This is a genomic window from [Clostridium] aerotolerans DSM 5434 (genome assembly GCF_000687555.1).
Classification (GTDB): domain Bacteria; phylum Bacillota; class Clostridia; order Lachnospirales; family Lachnospiraceae; genus Lacrimispora; species Lacrimispora aerotolerans.
Map to the genome: position 1 here is coordinate 17612 of NZ_JHWJ01000010.1, position 19382 is coordinate 36993.

14 protein-coding genes are annotated in these 19382 nt (G+C 42.7%); 13 read left to right on the forward strand and 1 reads right to left on the reverse strand.

The genetic code is table 11. From position 1 onward, the window contains the following. Positions 1-185: 185 nt before the first annotated feature. The 10 genes from T546_RS0113850 to T546_RS0113895 all read left to right on the forward strand — a co-directional run bounded on the left by T546_RS0113850 (position 186) and on the right by T546_RS0113895 (position 14720). Positions 186-659, forward strand: a complete 474-nt coding sequence (locus tag T546_RS0113850) for an RNA polymerase sigma factor (RefSeq protein ID WP_026892127.1) — start codon at positions 186-188, stop codon at positions 657-659. Beyond that, on the forward strand, positions 643-1815 hold the full coding sequence (locus tag T546_RS0113855) for a hypothetical protein (protein ID WP_026892128.1): 1173 nt from the start codon (positions 643-645) through the stop codon (positions 1813-1815). Before T546_RS0113850 ends, T546_RS0113855 begins: the two co-directional genes overlap by 17 nt. A 113-nt stretch (positions 1816-1928) precedes the next feature. Continuing rightward, positions 1929-4640: a GH36-type glycosyl hydrolase domain-containing protein gene (locus T546_RS0113860; RefSeq protein WP_026892129.1), complete on the forward strand. Its 2712-nt coding sequence runs from the start codon at positions 1929-1931 to the stop codon at positions 4638-4640. Between the two features lie 4 nt (positions 4641-4644). Next, positions 4645-5073, forward strand: a complete 429-nt coding sequence (locus tag T546_RS0113865) for a cupin domain-containing protein (protein WP_026892130.1) — start codon at positions 4645-4647, stop codon at positions 5071-5073. A gap of 34 nt (positions 5074-5107) precedes the next feature. After that, positions 5108-6826 carry a cache domain-containing sensor histidine kinase gene (locus T546_RS0113870; RefSeq protein ID WP_026892131.1) on the forward strand — a complete coding sequence of 573 codons (1719 nt, stop codon included), beginning with the start codon at positions 5108-5110 and terminating at the stop codon, positions 6824-6826. Next, positions 6819-8375 carry a response regulator transcription factor gene (locus T546_RS0113875; RefSeq protein WP_026892132.1) on the forward strand — a complete coding sequence of 519 codons (1557 nt, stop codon included), beginning with the start codon at positions 6819-6821 and terminating at the stop codon, positions 8373-8375. The genes T546_RS0113870 and T546_RS0113875 overlap by 8 nt, the downstream gene beginning before the upstream one ends. Before the next feature lie 108 nt (positions 8376-8483). Next, the gene (locus T546_RS0113880; RefSeq protein WP_026892133.1) at positions 8484-9806 is read left to right on the forward strand and encodes an ABC transporter substrate-binding protein; all 1323 of its coding nucleotides are present in this window, start codon (positions 8484-8486) and stop codon (positions 9804-9806) included. Positions 9807-9875: 69 nt separating this feature from the next. Continuing rightward, the gene (locus T546_RS0113885) at positions 9876-10769 is read left to right on the forward strand and encodes a carbohydrate ABC transporter permease (protein ID WP_026892134.1); all 894 of its coding nucleotides are present in this window, start codon (positions 9876-9878) and stop codon (positions 10767-10769) included. Positions 10770-10784: 15 nt separating this feature from the next. Continuing rightward, entirely contained in the window at positions 10785-11606 is an 822-nt protein-coding gene (locus T546_RS0113890) for a carbohydrate ABC transporter permease (protein WP_024834965.1), read from the forward strand. Between the two features lie 6 nt (positions 11607-11612). After that, entirely contained in the window at positions 11613-14720 is a 3108-nt protein-coding gene (locus tag T546_RS0113895) for a hypothetical protein (RefSeq protein ID WP_026892135.1), read from the forward strand. On the opposite strand, the gene T546_RS26130 is transcribed toward T546_RS0113895, so the two are convergent. Continuing rightward, positions 14717-15733 carry a helix-turn-helix domain-containing protein gene (locus T546_RS26130; RefSeq protein WP_051629853.1) on the reverse strand — a complete coding sequence of 339 codons (1017 nt, stop codon included), beginning with the start codon at positions 15731-15733 and terminating at the stop codon, positions 14717-14719. The genes T546_RS0113895 and T546_RS26130 overlap by 4 nt on opposite strands. Before the next feature lie 264 nt (positions 15734-15997). On the opposite strand from T546_RS26130, the gene arcC reads away from it, so the two are divergent. From arcC to T546_RS0113915, 3 genes are read left to right on the forward strand one after another with little or no spacing between them, the layout of a single operon-like run. Further along, the gene (gene arcC, locus T546_RS0113905; RefSeq protein WP_026892136.1) at positions 15998-16945 is read left to right on the forward strand and encodes a carbamate kinase; all 948 of its coding nucleotides are present in this window, start codon (positions 15998-16000) and stop codon (positions 16943-16945) included. Positions 16946-16967: 22 nt separating this feature from the next. Next, entirely contained in the window at positions 16968-17996 is a 1029-nt protein-coding gene (gene ptcA, locus T546_RS0113910; RefSeq protein ID WP_026892137.1) for a putrescine carbamoyltransferase, read from the forward strand. 11 nt (positions 17997-18007) lie between these two features. Next, on the forward strand, positions 18008-19369 hold the full coding sequence (locus tag T546_RS0113915) for an APC family permease (RefSeq protein WP_026892138.1): 1362 nt from the start codon (positions 18008-18010) through the stop codon (positions 19367-19369). Positions 19370-19382: the final 13 nt, after the last annotated feature.

Below are 19382 nucleotides of genomic sequence, written 5' to 3' on the forward strand. Positions count from 1 at the left end.
GTGTTTGAATTTAATATGAACTAACTTTAGAAATAGAAAGGTTGCCTCCATATTTTGGGGGCAACCTTTTTATTTCTCTAAATACTTAAATTTAAGGTTATTTTCATATCTTTTGTCACCTTACAATAAATTCATTCGTGTTTATAATATACAGTATAATAGATATCTTTAAAGAGAGGGAGAACATGGAAAGCAATTTAAATGATTCAGAGGAATTAATGCAAAAATATGGGGATAAGCTATATCGCATTGCATTGGTTTTGCTGGCCAATCAACACGATGCCGAAGATGTCGTACAGGAAACATTTTTGCGTTTTCTGAAAAAACAACCTGTTTTTAATAATGAGGAACATGAAAAGGCGTGGTTTATTAAAGTGACTACTAATATATGTAAGGATTTGAGACGTTTTCATCTGAGACATCCTGTTTGCGATATAAGTGAGTGTTTTGATTATCCCGTTGAGGAGCAATCAGGAGAATTATTGGCTGAATTGTTTCATTTAAAATCGAAATACAAATTGCCAATTTATCTCCATTACATTGAGGGATATTCGGTGAAAGAAATATCGGACTTGACTCATTGTTCACAAAATGCAGTCAAAAAGCAATTACAAAGAGGAAGGGAGGCTTTAAGAATCAGATATGAAAAATTGGATTAGTGAAGAAAACTTAAAAAGAGCAGTAAATGAAATACATATGGACCAAGCAGCAAAAGACAGGATTATTCAGGAATGCAAAGGAAAGTATAGTAAAAAGAGAAAGAATCTAATGAAGCTAAAAGTTATTGTCGCCTTTTCAGTACTAACGGTAATTTTATTATGTACTCCGGTTATGGCCCAGGTTAGAGAAAGTCTAAAACAATGGTTATCCCATATGACAAAGGAGGAAATCAAAGAGGTATATGATTCTGTTCAAAATTCCGAAGGAGAGACGGCCCGTTATTCAAGAAAATTAAGCTGGGATGAAAGACTAAGGCGAGATCAATTGACGAGCCTTTATAAAAAAGGAGAAAGATTTCCAAAAGGAAGGATTAAAATTTTAAAACAAGTAGAGAAGGCCGATCCTAATGCTGTAATCTACGATGATAAATATTTAACATGGTACCTTCCATCTCGTGAGCTGACAGATGAAGAACTACTGGAAATGATTGATTATGAGTATAAAGAGAGCTACAGTTTAGATGCAATCAATGGGACAGAAGGAATTATGGAGGATACTGTACAGGTAAAGGCAATCATTACAGAGGAACAGGCATTAGAAACAGCTAAGAATTTTATAGAGGCAGCATATGAAGTCAAACCTGATCCTGAAAGAATGTTTATTGAGGAGAATGACGCCTTTGGCTATTACGATATAAAATACTCTGGACTGGAGATAAAAGAGGGATATAGAGATGATTGCAGTATCTTAGTATCAAGCCAGGATGGAAAATTAGATTCCGTATATTATGAAGACAGAGAATACAATGCTTCTTGTTCCCAAACTGGCGAGTTTCCTAATTGGCAAGTATGGTATGAAAAAGGAAAAAGTATATTAGCCAGTATAGCAGGCAAATCACCCATAAAGAAAAGCTATTATTTGGTATATTATGGAGGTGATAATTCTAAATATTCAACTAAGAAAATTCACTATTTCTTTGAACTGGAGAATGGAGATACTTATGGTATGGGATTTCTTTATGATAAAGGAATACTTCAAACCATGAAGGTTAATTATGGTCTTAGCTATACTGAAAATTCTGAATACTATGAAAATATGTTTAAATTCAACGCTGGCAGACAAAAAGTAAATTATAAACTTGTGGAAATTAATTAGGCATATAGAAAAGTAAAAATAATAACCTTTTCTCCAAAATATTTTGATTCAGTAATCCATCCCCATAGGATATAATTTAAGAAAACCATGAGGATGAAAGGAAGGGAACTGGGATGAAGTATGAACTATTAGGGGAACAGGGAGATTTTATCATGGAAAATCCAGACCTGGTAAGCGGGTTATATTTTCCTCTGGCCAATGAAGCCGGAGTCATGAGCAGTATATCGCCAGACCTTGGGGGAGACAGTAAGATGGATCAGAACTCCTTTTTACTGCCGCCGGTGAGCATAGAGAATCTTCACAATGACAGATCGTCCAGAAATATCTGGTGCAGAATCAATGGAAAAGAGGTATGGTCCCTGACCGGACGCTCTGCCTGGCAGCAGGCAAAGAAGTTTTCCAGATACAAGGAACCTGTGGTTTTAGAAGCAGGATTCATGCATCATAAGATCACCAGAATCTCGGAAGAAATTGGGTGTAAGGCAGAAATTAGCAGCGTGGTTCCTGCTACTGGTGAGACCGTGGAATTAATGAAGATCCAGATACAAAACATTTCTAACGAATATAAGAACTTACAAGTCATCACAGCCATTCCCCTGTATGCCCGCTCTGCCGATAACATCAGAGATCACCGCCATGTAACGGCTCTTTTGCACCGGATTAAAACGACGGATCACGGTGTTGTGGTGACTCCCACCATGACCTTTGATGAGAGAGGGCATAAGAGAAATGATCGCTCCTATGGTGTGTTCGGTGGAAATGAGACTCAAAAGCCCATGGGGTATTATCCAGTCCTTGGGGACTTTATTGGAGAGGGTGGTAATTTAGAAACTCCCAGAGCTTTATTTGAAAGCTGTCTTGATGTAAAGGGAGCTAATTATGAGACTGGTGGATATGAAGCCTTAGGCGGTCTTTGCTTTTCGGAATGCAGAGTAGCTCCTCAGGAAACCATTACCTATGTAATCGCCATGGGGTATGGGAAGTCAGAAAAAGACTTAATGGAAAACTGCTGCGGCTTCTTATCAGAAGCAGCCTTTGATAGGTGCTGGAATGAGACAAAAGAATACTGGAAGGAAAAGGTGAATGTAAGTCTTCAGACGGGAAATTCTGAGTTCGACCGCTTTATGAAGTGGGTAAGCTTTCAGCCCATGCTAAGAAGAATCTACGGCTGTTCCTTTTTGCCCCATCATGACTATGGAAAAGGCGGACGTGGCTGGAGAGACTTATGGCAGGATTGTCTGGCTCTTCTTATGATGAACCCAGGGGGAGTCCGTCAGATGTTACTGGATAACTTCGGAGGAGTGCGGTTTGATGGGACCAATGCCACTATTATAGGAAATAGTCAGGGAGAATTTATTGCAGACAGGAACAACATCACCAGAGTCTGGATGGATCATGGGATATGGCCGTTTTTGACCACGGAATTATACATACATCAAACTGGAGATTTAGGAATTTTATTGGAGAGCAACTCCTATTTTAAAGACATGCAGGCAGTGCGGGGAGAGGAAAAGGATACCCTTTGGAAGCCAGAAGAAGGAGAACGGTTAAAAGACAAGGAGAATCACATTTATGTCGGAACCATTCTGGAACATTTACTGATTCAGAATCTTACGTCATTTTATGAAGTGGGAGAGCACAATCACATAAGAATCCGAGGGGCTGACTGGAATGATGCCCTTGATTTAGCCAATGAAAGGGGAGAAAGTGTGGCATTTACCGCCATGTACGCCTCTAATTTAGATGGTCTTGCAACACTTCTTGCTACCCTAAAAGCACAGGGAATCAACGAATTTCAGCTGGCAGAAGAGATATTGGTTTTGTTGACCGAGGATGTAACGATATATGATGATATTAATCGGAAAAAAGAAATACTGGCTGAGTATTGTAACAAATCAATTCACCAGGTCTCCGGAGAAAAGATAACCATAAGCGGAGAGACGCTGCAAAAAAACTTAAAAGGGAAAGCTGAATGGATTTACAATCACATTCGGGAAACGGAATGGGTCTCCTCCAAGGACGGTCATGGCTGGTACAACGGCTATTATGACAATTCAGGAAAAAAGGTAGAAGGAGATCATGAGACCGGAGTTCGCATGATGCTTACCAGTCAGGTGTTTACTCTGATGTCCGGGACTGCGACCGATCATCAGGTCAGGGAGATTGTAAAATCAGCAAACGCATACCTGTACCGGAGAGAAGTAGGCGGGTATCGGTTAAATACAGATTTTCATGAGGTAAAGATGGATTTAGGCAGAATGTTCGGATTTGCCTATGGACATAAGGAAAATGGAGCGGTATTTTCTCATATGGCCGTTATGTTTGGCAATGCCCTATACCGGAGGCAGGCTTCCAAAGAAGGATATGGAGCGCTTTTTGCCTTATTTGACCATTGCAGTGATTTTGAAAAGAGCAGGATTTATCCTGGAATCCCGGAATATATCGACGCAAGCGGGAGAGGAGTTTATCACTATCTAACCGGAGCGGCAAGCTGGTATCTGGTTACGGTGCTGACCCAGATGTTTGGAATCAGAGGATATTATGGGAACTTAACGTTCCGGCCCCAGCTTCTAAAGGAGCAGTTTGATGAAAATAACCAGGCATCTGCTTCCTTGGAATTTGCAGGAAGAAGCTTAAAGATCATTTATAAAAATCCAGAGCAGTTAGAGCCGGAGACATATCAGGTTAGTGACATCACCATAAATTGCGTACTTTATCAATCAGGAAAACAGGGTTCCATGATTGTGAGAGAAGATATCATAAGCCTGCCTGAACACCAGCTGCATATCATTGAAGTAAGCTTAAAAGGAACGGGGAGGGACTGACGGAATGAATGGAATTGAAAGAACTAAAATACAGCACCAGGGTTATTTGCCCCTAATCGATTACGAGACCTGGAGAGTGGCGGTTCTCAATTACTGTCTTGATGTAAGAGTGGATCAGCTTGTCACCATGCAAAGGCATTTGGAAACAGATGAGGTGTTTGTTTTATTGGAAGGGAACTGTGTCCTTTTCTCAGGAGGTAGTGGGGAGCATCCGGAAGAAATCCAATGGGTGAAGATGGAGAAGAACCAGCTTTATAATGTAAAGAAAGGGGTCTGGCATACTCATACCTTAGATGAGGAAGGAAGCGTTCTCATTATAGAAAATCAGGATACCACAGATGATAATTCCCCCACAGAAAAGTTGAATGAAGCCCAGATTGAGGCAATCAGAAAAGCTGGTGACTCTTTTGACATTTTCTACCAGAAACATTAGAATAAGGGTATGATGAATACAAGGGGAGAACGCTATGACCGGTTTGAGAGAGCTATGGAACAACATGAGAATTAAGACTAAGATATTGGTGATGTATTTGACCATCCTGTTTATTTCATTTGTCATCACATTTTCTGTCATCTCGGTCATTAACAGCTCCTATACGAAAAATGAGATTACAAATGCGGGAACCCAGACCGTCAGCGCCCTGAAAGGAAACCTGTCCCTGATTTTTGAAAATGTGACCCAGTTTTCCAATCTCATTTATTTTGATAAAAATGTTCAGGAGGTATTAAGGCACGTGGACAATGCCTCCATTGATCCCTCTATTCAAAAGACCATCAAGCAGAGTCTGGTCAACATGATACTGTCCGGAGAGTACATATCCAGCGTTATGATCATTGATTCCTATCACAACACCTACAGCTCTTATAAAATGGCTCCCAAGACTGTGTCAATGGATAAGCTTCTGGACGCTGAGTGGTATCAGAAAATTGCGGAGCACAGGGGAAATGGGTTCTTCATGAAAGGAAGCGAAGGGGTCATTGAATTTTATGGGGATACTCCATATATCACCTATGTCCGGGAGATCCGGGATGTCAATAATTATAAGCCCCTGGCTATTTTACTGGTCACTGTCAATGAGGAAACCATCCGTAATTATTTCAATCAGGTCAGCGATGCCCAGAAAAATGATTTCTATATCATTGACAGTAAGGGCGAGTATATTGTGGCGCCGAAAAAAGACTTAGTAAGGGAAGATAACCGGCTTGTGATTTCCCAGGATATTGGCATTGAAGACTGGAAGCTGGCAGGACTGTTTCAATTTGATGATATCACGGTTCTGGCCCCATACTATTCCACCGTGGTTGTTCTAATCATCTGTATCAATGTGATTTTCGTCTTTTTCTGCTCCGTCATGCTGACCCGTTTTATTTTCCACCCCCTAAAGAAAGTGGAAACCCATATGATGCTGGTGGAACAGGGGCAGTTTGTAGAGATGGAGGTAAGCCATCAGAAAAATGAGATCAACAATTTAAAAAAGGGATTCAATCACATGACCACCTCCATAAAGAACCTGATTCGTAAAGTAAAGGAGGAGGAGCAGATCATTGCAAAGACAGAGCTGAACCTGCTACAAGCCCAGATCAATCCTCATTTTCTATATAATACCCTGGATGCAGTCTCCGCCCTGGCACTGATGAAGGATTACGATAACTGTTTTAAGATGACTCAGGCACTTGGAAGGTTTTACCGAAACAGCTTGAACAGTGGTCTTGATTTCATAAAGATAAAGGATGAAATCAACTGCATTGAGAGCTATCTGACCATTTTGAATATCCGTTATGACAATGAAATAAGGACAGAGATTGATGTGGAGGAAGAGGTAAAGGAATGTGAGATATTAAAGCTTCTACTTCAGCCCCTGGTGGAGAATGCGGTGCACCATGGAATCAAGCCAAAGGACGGAAAAGGAACCATATCCATTCGGGTATTTTCCGATGAGGATGAGATTATTTTCATCGTATCCGATGACGGAATTGGAATGTCGGAAGAGAAGATTGCGGAAATTATGGAGGGAAGGCTTGCAACGGGGAAATCTGGTTTTGGGCTGTATAATCTGATGCAGCGGATCACCCTCTATCACGGGATTAAACAGCCGGTTCTCATACACAGTGAACTGGGCAATGGAACGGAAGTGGCAGTGAGGTTCAAACGTCTGGATACAAGGGGGGATTATTGGGTTGATTAAGGTACTGATTGTTGACGATGAAAAACTGGAACGTGTATTAATCAGCAAGGGGTTTCCCTGGGAAGAACATGGCTTTCAGATTATAGGGGAAGCTTCTTCTGGTATGGAAGCCCTGGAGTTTATTAAACACAGAAGGCCGGAGCTGATTATAACAGATATTAACATGCCTCATATGGATGGGCTTAAGCTGGCGGAACATATCTATTCCCTTTATGAGAAGGTACATGTCATCATCATAACAGGATACCGGGAATTTGAATACGCAAGGCAGGCCGTTAAGCTGGGGGTGGAAGATTTTCTTTTAAAGCCGGTGGATATGAATGAGCTGTCAGACATTGCAGCCCGGATTAAAATGAAAATTGGGAAGGAAAAGGCCCACGAGCAGGAAGTGGAGATGCTAAAACAGAATGTGTCCGCAGACCAGGATATATTAATGGAAAGCTTCTTTCAACGGCTGGTAGAGCAGCGGATTACCAAAGAGGAAGCAGAGAAAAAACTCCATGCTTATAGCTGTGAAGCCCTTCTTGATTCCTGCTGCTGCCTTAGTATCCATATAAAAGAAGAAAACCAAGACATGGAGCCTCATAAAAAAGCAATGAAACTTTTTAGAGAACATGAGATTCCCCAGACCATTTCCTTTCTTCATTATATGAAACACATGATTATATTCTGCGTGGGAAGCAGTGTAACGAAAGGAAAGGAGATTGCCCGGGAATTTCACCAGGTACTTTCTGATAACAGGTTAAGTGCAATCATCGGTATCAGCGGCATCCAACATGGATTTTGGGGAATCGGAACAGCCTTTACTGAGTCGGAACATGCCCTAAGTGCATCGGTCCTCTTAGGAGGTAACCAGGTCATTACCTATGAAGAATATCTGCGCGTCAAGGAGAAAAATCCAGGGAAACTGATGTTTGACTGGGACGATTTTCTCTTTTCTCTGACCAATGGAATATCGGAACGGGTATGGACCTTCATAGAAGATTATATTAGTGGAATCAGAAATTCAAAGGTGACTGAGGTGGAATATCTAAGGCTTATGACCATGGACTTGACCTCCAAGGCAGGAAGCACCTTACATAAATATGGGGACAGTCTGGAGCAACTCATTGGAGAAGAGGCTCTTTATGAAGGAATACGGGGAATTCAGTCTCTGGAGGATTGCCGCAGGTTCCTAAAAGACTGTATGAATCTCATTCTGGATTATCACAATGGTAAAAAGACGAAGCAGGGTAATAAGGTAGTGAGAGAAGCGCTCTCTTATCTCAATGAGAATTTCTGTGATCCCAACCTGTCCTTAAAGACGGCAGCAGCTAACGTCTATTCCAATGAGAGCTACTTAAGCCGGGTCTTTAAAAAAGAGGTTGGCTTAAGTCTGATTGAATATGTGATGAAAAAACGAATCGAGGAAAGCATTCTCCTTCTCAATACCACGGATTTGAAAGTCTATGAAATAGCGGAAAAGGTTGGCTTTCGGGATTCCCATTACTTTAGCATCTGCTTTAAAAAGCATGTGGGCGTCACGGTGAAGGAATTTAAACAAAGGTAGTAAAATTTCTTACCTATTGAGTCAAAATATTAAATTGAGTCAGAAAGCAGTTTTCCGTATACTGATAGTATCATATTGTTTCACAAAATCCAGGAGGAGGAATTTGTAATGAAAAAAAGAATGGGAAAAAGGGTTTCAGCCGTTATACTGACTGCCGCCCTGGCAGTGGGATTGGCAGGCTGTGCAGGCAAGAGCAGTACGCCGCCAGCAGCAGCGGGATCATCGGAATCTGGAAAAGATAAGGTGGTGTTAAATGTCTGGCACCAGTGGTCCAATGATACCAACGAGTTAAAGAAGAAATATGATGAAGCAGTAGCAGCTTACATAAAAGACAATCCAGAGGTGGAGATCAATACCCAGACTCTGGATACAGAAGCTTATAAGACGAAAATCTCCGCAGAGTTTGCAGGAGATGCCAAAGGAATTGACCTGTTTTACTACTGGGGAGCAGGAACAGCCAGAAAGATGGTGAATGCAGATAAATTGCTTCCTCTGGATCCATATATCACCGATGAGGTAAAGGGGAAATTGCTGGAGGGGTCTACGGCAGCCTTTGAATACAACGATAAAACCTATTCCCTTCCCATGTTCTCCTGGTATATGACCTTGTACTGCAATAAGGCCCTGTTTGAACAGGCAGGAGCAGAACTGCCCCAAACATATGACCAGCTGGTTACTGCGGTAGAGAAGCTTTCAAAGCTTGACGGGGTAACACCCATGGCTTCTGGTGCAAAGGACGGATGGAACGCAGCATTTATCTATCAGGCTTTGGCCTTACGGTCAGTAGGTGCCGAGGATATCAACAAGATGCTGTCTGGAAAAGCTCCCTTTGAAGGGGAAGGATATAAGGACGCTGCAGATAAGGTTCAGGAATTATACAAGCTGGGAGCCTTTGGTGCCAATCCTTTAGAGCAGAGCAATGATGATGCCAATGCAGCCTTTGGAAACGGGAAAGCAGCCATGAGGCTTATGGGAAGCTGGTTTGCAAACAGCATTTATTCCGATAAGACGGTTACCATTAAGCCGGAGGATGTAGTTGCTTTGAAGATTCCCATGATTTCAGGCAAAGGAAATGAAGGAGATTACTGCGGTGGATTCGTGGAATCCTTCTGGGTCAATAAGAACACAAAGAATCCCGACCAGGCAGCCAAGTTTGCAATCTACATCAATGAAAAGATGGGGGAAGCAGCCTATGAAACAGGAAGCGGTTTCAGCGGCTGGAAAACAGAGATCGATGAGAAGGGATTAAATCCGCTGTTCATACAGATTAAGGATCTTCTTTCTCAGGGAACCACAGCCGTTCTTGCCTGGGATACTTCCTTAGATGCAGAGCCAGCCACCATTCACAATGAGCAGGTCCAGACCTTGTTTGCACCCAATGCGGATACGGGTGAATTCATAAAAGAACATGAGGCGGCTATTAACAAGTAAGTAAGAGCAAAGGGGGTATCGCTTACAGACTGAGGCGATGCCCTTTTTTTGCCAAAAAGGAGGTCTTTTATGAACAACATGTTAGGGAAAAAAAGAAATGTAGCCTGCTTTGTACTGCCAGCTCTCATTTTATTTGTCTGTTTCAGTATCATTCCCCTGATCATTTCCGGAATCTACAGCTTCTTTCAATACGATGGAATCGGCAAGATGAATTTCATTGGCCTGGGAAATTATTTAAGGATGTTTGCGGAGGACCGTCATTTCATCAAAGCAGTGACCAACTCCCTTATCTTAGTAGGAGCGTCCCTGCTGATTCAGCTTCCCATTTCCCTCATTCTTGCAATGGTACTGGCAAGAGGAGTGAAGGGCGAACAGTTTTTCCGGACGGTCTATTTTCTTCCGGTGGTAATATCCAGTATGGTCATCGGTCAGCTTTGGATGAAGATGTTCAACAGCGATTACGGACTTTTAAATGGACTCATTCGTGCCATGGGATATTCTGATTTTAATTATTCCTGGCTCTCAAACCCGGAGACTGCCTTTCTTTCCACCGTGGTTCCGGCAGTGTGGCAATACATCGGCTACCATATGCTTATTTTCTACGCAGGAATTAAATCCATCTCTCCGGACTATTATGAGGCGGCCCAGATCGACGGCGCCAGTAAATGGCAGGTGAATACAAAGATTACCCTTCCCCTTCTGGCCCCGGTGGTAAAGACATGTGTCATTTTCTCCATTACCGGTTCCTTACGTGCCTTCGATTTAATCTATGTTATGACAGGCGGTGGTCCAAACCATGCCAGTGAAGTACCGGCAACCCTTATGTATAATAATTTATTTCGAAAAGGGCTTTATGGCTATGGAAGTGCCCAGGCGTTTTTCATCGTAGTGGAGTGCCTTATTTTTACCTTTATCGTGAGCCGGCTGTTTAAAAAAGCAGAAGAAAATGCTTCAGCCATATAAGAGGGGGATGATACCATGAAAATCAGAAAAAAAATTAAATTTTTGGTGCTGAGCCTGATTGCAGTCTCTCAGATTTTCCCTTTGTACTGGCTGATTACTTTCTCCTTAAAGACAAACGGAGAGATTTTTGGAGAAAATATCATCGGACTTCCAAGGTTCTGGAGGTGGGAAAATTATCAGTCCGCCTTGACTCAGACCAAACTGATCCAGTATTTTTTAAATTCCGTGTTCTATTCCATGGTCACCGTCATCATAGCCGGCCTGTTGTCAGCCATGGCCGCCTATGCCATAGCCAGAATGAAATGGAAATTAAAAGCCCTGGTATTCGGCGTGTTTGCCCTGGGAATCATGATTCCGGCCCAGGCTGCACTGCTTCCCCTGTTTCAGCTTCTGGATAAAACCGGATTAAAGGGAGGTTATCTTGGGCTGTTGATTCCTTATATCTCAGGTGCTCTTCCTATGAGCATTATGATCCTGACCGGATTTTATAAAAGCATTCCAATGGAGATTGAGGAGGCGGCCTGCATTGATGGCTGCGGGATTATCCGCTGCTTTGCAACCATAATTCTTCCTATTATAAAGCCCGCCCTTGCAACGGCATCTGTTTTTACCTTTTTAGGAACCTGGAATGAACTGATGCTGGCCAACACCTTTGTAGACAGCGACCGTTACCGGACTCTGCCTGTAGGTATCATGTCCTTTGCCGGACAGTATTCCACGGATTGGGGACTCATTGGTGCTGGTATGGTGATTGCCACCTTGCCGACCATTGTCATTTACTTTATGCTGAGCAATCAGATTCAGGACAGTCTGGTAGCAGGTGCAGTGAAAGGATAAGAAGCGATGTTTGATGATAGAGGAAGATTTATCATAGAAGATTATAACCGGAAAACCACATTTTCCAGTTTTCTGCCTGGAATCAATGGAATCCATGGCATTCCTCTCTGGAGCTTTTATGTGAACCGTGGGCAGGCCATTGCAAGCTTTGGGGTGGAGAATAAGAATCATTCCATTCTGGAATTTTACCCGGCTCATCAGTCATACCAGCTTGTGAGAAATCTGGGATTTCGCACCTTTATAAAGATAGGGGAAGAAGTATATGAGCCATTCCGTTCCGATTCCTTTAAAACACGAATGTATGTGGGAATGAATGAGCTGGAATTGGAGGAAATCAATGACCAGATCGGTTTGAAAATCAATATCCGGTATTTCACCCTCCCGGAGGAACCCCTGGCTGGTTTTGTAAGAAGAGTGGTCGTTAAAAATATATCAAACAAACCTTTAGATTTGGAAATCCTCGATGGACTTCCAGGAATCATTCCCTATGGAATTGATTTAAGGGCGATGAAGGATATGGCTCAGACCATGAAAGCATGGATGCAGGTGGAAGATTTAGAGAAAAGAATGCCTTATTACCGGGTGCGGTACAGCACGGGAGATCATGCCATGGTTTCCAAGGTGGAAAGAGGCAACTTCATGCTGTCATTCTCGGAATCCGGAGACCTTCTGCCAATCATCGGCGACCCGGAGGTGATATTTGAATATGACACTGCATTGGAGCGCCCCATTGGATTTATGAAGCATAATTTAAGAACACTGTTAGAGAAAAAGCAGATTGGGCAGAATGCAGTTCCCTCCGGTTTTTCCTGTGTGGAACAATTACTTTCACCGGGAAATGGGCTGGAGTGGAACAGTGTGATTGGTCAGGCAGCCTCAAAGCAGATACGAGACGCTTATGCAAACCAGACGCTTGACCGGAGCTATTTTGATAAAAAGTACGAGACAGCAATAGAATTGACCAGACAGCTTGGAGATTCCATCGAAACAAAAACAGCCGATCCCGTCTTTGATGCTTATTGCAGGCAGACGTTCATAGATAATGTTTTACGGGGCGGCTTTCCTATCCTTCTTGGGAAGGATTCTGACTTTTATATCTATTCCAGAAAGCATGGAGACATGGAGCGGGATTACAATGATTTTTCCATGCTGCCCGAGTACTATTCTCAGGGAAATGGAAACTTCAGGGACTTAAATCAGAACCGGAGAAGTGATGTATTATTTGCCCCTTATGTGAAGGATCATAACATTAAGCTGTTTTATAACCTGATTCAATTGGACGGATATAATCCTCTGGTCCTAAAGCAGGTTGCCTATGAAATGAATCAAGTGGATGAGGTTTTGGAGCTGGTTCAGAAAGACAGCCGATTGGTGGTGAAGGAATTTTTCCAGAAAGAATATTCTCCAGGCAGCTTGTATACATTGCTGGAACAGCAGAATATCGCTCTGGCTTGCAGCAGGGAAGAATTCCTCTATCGAGCAGTAAAAGTGAGTATTCCAAAGTTCCCGGCTGAATTTACAGAAGGCTACTGGACGGATCATTGGACCTATAATCTTGATCTCATAGAATCTTACCTGGCTGTTTACCCGGAAAAGGAAGAGGAACTTTTATATCTGGATAAAAGCTATACGTTTTATGAGTCAGGAGCAGTGGTAAATCCCCGTCATAAGAGGTATGTCCAGACAAAACATGGTGTGAGACAATACCACGCTCTTGACGAGGAACGGAAAAAGGGTGTATCCACTCATACGGTACATACGGCTTATGGAACCGGAATGGAGTATAGGACCAATTTAATCTCAAAACTCATATTGCTTGCAGTGAATAAAGTGGCTGCCCTGGATATGATGGGATATGGTATTGAAATGGAGGGTGGAAAACCAGGCTGGTACGATGCCTTAAATGGTCTTCCGGGACTGTTTGGTTCCTCCATGCCGGAAACCTTTGAGCTATACCGTTTACTCCTATGGATCCAAAATGTACAGAACCAGTATTGTTACCCTGTTTCAGTGCCAGTGGAGCTGCATGATTTTATGAATGGCCTTCAGAAAACCTTTGAAAGCTATCAAGAGAACCATAAGAGTAAGCTGTGGGTCTGGAATGAGTGCAACCGGCATAAGGAAGATTACAGGGAGCGGACCGTATTTGGAATCCATGGAGATGAGATTGTAATACCATTTCAGAAGCTGGAGGAAATGCTGAAAGTCTGGATTTCCTACGTAGAAGAGGGCATACATGCAGTCTGTGACGGCAATGATGGGATTCCCACTTATTTTTCCTACGAATTTGAACGCTATGAGTGCGAAGGGGAACATATAATTCCTGTGAATGTAAAGGCGGTACCCCTTCCATTATTCTTAGAGGGATACGTTCGGTATTTCAAGCTTCCTGTTTCCAGAGAAGATAAGATCAATTTATACCACAAGGTAAAAAAGTCAGGACTATATGATTCAAAGCTTAAGATGTATAAGGTCAACGAATCCCTTCAGGAGGCTTCCTTTGAGATAGGAAGAGCCAAAGCATTCTCCCCTGGGTGGCTGGAGAATGAGTCCATCTGGCTTCATATGGAATACAAATATCTGCTGGAGCTGTTAAGATTAAAGCTATATGAGGAATTTTTTGAAGATTTCCACAATGCCTGTATTCCTTTTTTGTCAGAAGAAATGTATGGAAGAAGCCTCTTGGAGAATTCTTCCTTCCTTGCAAGCAGTGCCAATGCAGATGAAAAAATACACGGAAAAGGGTTTGTAGCCAGGTTAAGCGGTTCCACGGCTGAATTCTTGCAGATGTGGCAAGTCATGATGTTTGGAGAACGGCCGTTTCGCATGGAGAAAGAAACGCTTATCTGTAATTTAGAGCCCACAATCCCACAGTACTTAATCCCTGAGAGCAAACGCATAGAAGCCAGATTTTTAGGTAAGACCCTGGTGGTCTATCACTTTGATAAAAAGAAGGATATCACACCAGGATCTTATCAGATTAGAAAGATCCGGATCGAGTGGTCCGACGGACGGATTAAGGAGATGAATGGTGACTTAATCATTGGGGAGGATGCAAAAGAGTTGAGAGCTTTCAAGGTAAAAAAGCTTGTAATAGAGATTCAAACGATTTAAGAACCTTCCAATGCCTCCTGTTTCGTCTCCGGTGCCAATTGGCTGGAACGATATGTTTCGTAGACTTCAATCAGCTGAGGACGCTTTACGACTCCAATCTTTTGAAAGATATTGTGGATATGGGTTTTCGCTGTGCCCAGGGAGATATAAAGATCGTCGCTGATTTCCTGGTTGGTCTTATCCTCCAAAAGCACTTTAAGAATCTCCCGTTCCCGTGACGTTAAGTGGTAAGCTTCCCCAAAATGGTACAGCAGACTTTCTTCTATATCAGATGGAAGAGAGTCCTTCTTACTGGTAACGGTGGAAACAATCCGGTTATTCTTAAGCAGTATGTTGAGGGAATAGGTAATGTAAGCAGAAGCAAATCCCGCATATATCAAATAAAGAACATCAGAAGATAGATTTCGGTTGTTCATGTTTACATAATATTTGGAATATGTATCATAGTTAAAAATAACAATGGTATCTTCTGTAACAATAAAAATATTAAAAATCATGGTGAGAAGGAATAGTCTTTTACACCATAGAGAAAAGGAATCCTGAAATTCTTCAGGGTTCTTTTTTATTGTGTAATAACTGATCGCTCCCAGATAGAAGTTGTATGCCTGGCTTGGGAAGAAATAAAGCCACATTTTCATGGCCGAGTTCTTTAACGCGGGAACAAAAAGCATGAAGACTACATAGAGCATCAAAATACCATAATCAATTCTTGTAATTTTCCGATTTAACAGCTTTTTAAAAATGGTCAGGTAACCAAGGGACGTAATCAGATAGATCAAGGTCTTATGGGTGGGAACGATCATGAAAATTTTGTTGTACACATCTGCAAAGCTCACAAACATTTCTGACAGAAATATCACAATATCATCGATTAATATAGCGGAAAAAATAATGCCGGTCCATAGTAACAGTTTCTCTTTTTCCCAATGAAAGAGCAAGAGTGACATCCAGATAATGCCTGAGTAAATCATAATCAGAACAAGATTATAAATGAAAATCAAATCCTTTCCCATAGGTACCTCCCGTCTGTTTTGTCGGTTCACAAGTTATCATCAGTATAGCAAACTCCCGTATTTTTTCAACCTGAAAAAATGGACCAAACCCCTATTTTGTAGTGCAATATGCACAAAAGTTTAGAGAAGTTTATGGAATAAAAGTAAAAAAGTGTATAAAGTTCAACCTCTCAGGTACATTCTCAACCCATGAAGAAACTGCTATTTTCGTCTTGTGAGGACCCGGTAAGGGTTCCCAACGGAAAATGAAAAGGAGGTTTACCAGTGGCAGAAAAAATTGTGCTGGCATTAGGAGGCAATGCACTCCAGTCAGGAAAGGAAGCTGTTACGGCAGAAGGGCAGCTTCAGATCGTACATAAAACCTGCGAGTACATTGCCCAGTTAAATGAGCGGGGATATGAAATGGCCATTGTCCATGGAAACGGTCCGCAAGTGGGAAGAATTCTTCTTGCCAGTGAGACCGCGAAAGAGATTACCCCTGCCATGCCCTTTGATGTTTGCGGGGCCATGTCCCAGGGCTATATCGGATATCACTTACAGCAGGCATTAAAATACGCCCTCAATAAAAGAAATCAAAGCTTCCCTGTAGTGACCATACTGACCCAGGTGGTAGTGGATGAAAATGACCCCGGATTTCAAAATCCCACAAAGCCCATAGGCCCATTTTACTCCATGGAAGAAGCAAAGAAGCTGGAACAGGAAAAAGGATACGTCATGAAGGAAGATGCAGGGCGGGGCTATCGAAGAGTCGTTGCTTCCCCTCTTCCAAGAAAGATCGTGGAACTGGAAGCCGTAAAAGAATTATGGCCTAAGGCAATCGTCATAACCTGTGGCGGAGGCGGAATCCCGGTGACGGAAAATCCTGCCGGCTGCTTAAAAGGAACGGCAGCCGTCATAGACAAAGATTTTGCAGCGGAGCTATTGGCAGAGCAGGTGGATGCAGACATTCTCATGATTTTAACAGAAGTGGAAAAGGTAGCAGTCAATTACAACCAGCCAGACCAGAAGAATCTTGACCATCTAAGCTTAAAAGAGGCTCATGCATATTGTCTTGAGGGGCAGTTTGCACCAGGTAGCATGCTTCCAAAGGTTCAGGCAGCCATGAAATTTGTAAGATCCAATCCCTCAAAACGGGCCATTATCACATCGCTGGATAAGGCGTTAGAGGCACTGGATGGGAAAACAGGAACCGTATTTACATTTAACAATTGACCAATATATAGGAGGATTTACCATGAAAGCAAACGGAGTCACTCATTTCATCGACACAAATGATTTTACAAAGGAGGAGCTGTTAGACATCATTTACTTGTCACTAGCCATTAAAAAAAGCATTCAGTCAGGCTATCAACCACCTCTCTTAAAAGGAAAAACGTTGGGCATGATTTTTCAGCAGTCTTCCACAAGAACCCGTGTATCCTTTGAAACTGCCATGGAACAGCTTGGCGGCCATGCCCAGTATTTAGGACCAGGCATGATCCAGCTGGGAGGTCATGAGACCATTGGAGATACGGGAAGAGTCCTATCCCAGATGATTGATGTAGTAATGGCAAGAGTCATAGAGCACAAATCTGTTGTTGAGCTTGCTAAGGCTTGTTCCATACCGGTTTTAAATGGTATGAGCGATTATAATCACCCCACTCAGGAAATCGGAGATTTATGCACCATCGTTGAGCATCTGCCGAGGGGAAAAAGGCTGGAGGACTGTAAGGTGGTCTTCGTAGGGGATGGAACCCAGGTTTGTGCTTCTCTTGGTTTTATTACAACAAAGCTTGGCATGCATTTCGTTCATTATGGACCTATGAACACTCAGTTGTTAGAAGAGCACAAGTCCGTGATGGAAGAGAACTGCAAAATTTCCGGCGGTACCTGGGAAGTAACGGACCAAAGAGAGAGCGTAAGGGGAGCTGATTTTATTTACACGGACGTATGGTACGGACTTTATGAGAATGAAACTCCGAAAGAAGAGCGTGTGGAAACCTTTAAGGATTATCAGGTGAACCGGGATTTGATGTCCCTTGGAAATATTGGCTGTAAGTTCATGCACTGTCTGCCGGCAACCAGGGGAGAGGATGTGACCGATGAGGTTTTAGACAGTGAAAGCTCTATTGCCTTTTTAGAGGCAGGCAACCGGCTGACTGCCATGAGAGGACTTCTTGTTTACTTCACCCAGTATCAGAGGGAAGGGGCAAAGAGCGAGCTTCAGATGGCGGCTGCAAAGGAAGAACTGGAAACATTCATGAATGATAGACATATCAGATAGGGGGCCAGATCATGTCAGATGCGCCAAAGAAAAAGTTTCGGTTAATTGATGCCATTATGGCAGTGATATGTGTTGTGTTTGTAGCGGAGGCAGCAGGCCCGGTAGCAGCCATTGGAAATTCCCAGTATTTCTGGTGGTTATTCCTCCTCATTACGTTTTTGCTTCCCTATGGCTTAATCTCTTCAGAACTAGGGACAACCTATGAAGGAGACGGCGGATTGTACGACTGGGTGTCAAAAGCCTTCGGTAAAAAATGGGGAGGAAGGGTCTCCTGGTACTATTGGATCAACTTTCCGCTCTGGATGGCTTCTTTGGCGCTTATGTACCCTAAGGTCATCAATCTTTTATCAGGCAGGGAGTTTGGAATGGTCCCGACGCTTCTCATTGAGCTTTCATTTGTCTGGATTGTTGTTTTCATCAGCTTCTTTTCTGTCTGTGACAGCTCCTGGATCTTAAACGGGGCGGCAGTGATTAAGATACTGATTGCGTTGTCTCTTGGAGGTCTTGGAATTTACGGAGCCATTCACCATGGAGTCGCTAATGAGTATACATTTGCTTCCATGCTTCCAAGCTTTGATTTAAACAGCTTATCCTACATATCAGTGATTCTTTTTAACTGCCTTGGCTTTGAAGTGGTCTGTACCTTTGCAGATGATATGGAAAATCCCAAAAAGCAGATTCCCCAGGCCATCGTAGCAGGCGGACTGGTGATTGCAGCCATCTATATCTTTATGGCATTTGGCATCGGGGTAGCCATACCAGCGGATCAGATCAGTACCAGCACCGGCTTAGTTACCAGTGTTCAGCTTCTTACGGGAACTACCAGAGGCGTACTTGTAGTGATTATTTCCATTGGCTTTTTACTGACTCTGTTTGGAAATATGATCTCCTGGTCCCTGGGGGTCAACAATGTGGCAGCCTACGCCGCTGACAATGGAGATATGCCAGGGGTATTTAAAATCAAAAGCAAAAAGAACAGCATGCCCATAGGTGCTTCGGTGATGAATGGATTGGTGGCAAGCTTCGTGCTGATCATAGCTCCTTTTATTCCCAATCAGGACTTATTCTGGAGCTTTTTTGCCTTGAATCTGGTCATGTTTCTCCTTTCCTATCTGCCAGTGTTCCCAGCCTTCTTAAAGCTGAGAAAGATAGATCCGGATACAGAGAGGCCCTTTAAGGTGCCGGGAAGCCCCGTATTTTTAAGAATATTAACTGGAATACCAATGATACTCATTGTGATTGCCTTGATTTTTACCGCAGTGCCGCTGAGATTTGATTCAGAGAGCCTGGCAGGCGTTCTTCCCATTACCATTGGGGCTGTCATTTTTATTTTGCTGGGTGAGCTGATTGTGAATAAAAAAAGAGAAAAATAAGAAAGTAGGGATA

Coding starts and splice junctions, on each gene's coding strand:
- T546_RS0113850 (WP_026892127.1), top strand. CDS start 186: ATGGAAAGCAATTTAAATGATTCAGAGGAATTAATGCAAAAATATGGG.
- T546_RS0113855 (WP_026892128.1), top strand. CDS start 643: ATGAAAAATTGGATTAGTGAAGAAAACTTAAAAAGAGCAGTAAATGAA.
- T546_RS0113860 (WP_026892129.1), top strand. CDS start 1,929: ATGAAGTATGAACTATTAGGGGAACAGGGAGATTTTATCATGGAAAAT.
- T546_RS0113865 (WP_026892130.1), top strand. CDS start 4,645: ATGAATGGAATTGAAAGAACTAAAATACAGCACCAGGGTTATTTGCCC.
- T546_RS0113870 (WP_026892131.1), top strand. CDS start 5,108: ATGACCGGTTTGAGAGAGCTATGGAACAACATGAGAATTAAGACTAAG.
- T546_RS0113880 (WP_026892133.1), top strand. CDS start 8,484: ATGAAAAAAAGAATGGGAAAAAGGGTTTCAGCCGTTATACTGACTGCC.
- T546_RS0113885 (WP_026892134.1), top strand. CDS start 9,876: ATGAACAACATGTTAGGGAAAAAAAGAAATGTAGCCTGCTTTGTACTG.
- T546_RS0113890 (WP_024834965.1), top strand. CDS start 10,785: ATGAAAATCAGAAAAAAAATTAAATTTTTGGTGCTGAGCCTGATTGCA.
- T546_RS0113895 (WP_026892135.1), top strand. CDS start 11,613: ATGTTTGATGATAGAGGAAGATTTATCATAGAAGATTATAACCGGAAA.
- T546_RS26130 (WP_051629853.1), bottom strand. CDS start 15,733: ATGGGAAAGGATTTGATTTTCATTTATAATCTTGTTCTGATTATGATT.
- ptcA (WP_026892137.1), top strand. CDS start 16,968: ATGAAAGCAAACGGAGTCACTCATTTCATCGACACAAATGATTTTACA.
- T546_RS0113915 (WP_026892138.1), top strand. CDS start 18,008: ATGTCAGATGCGCCAAAGAAAAAGTTTCGGTTAATTGATGCCATTATG.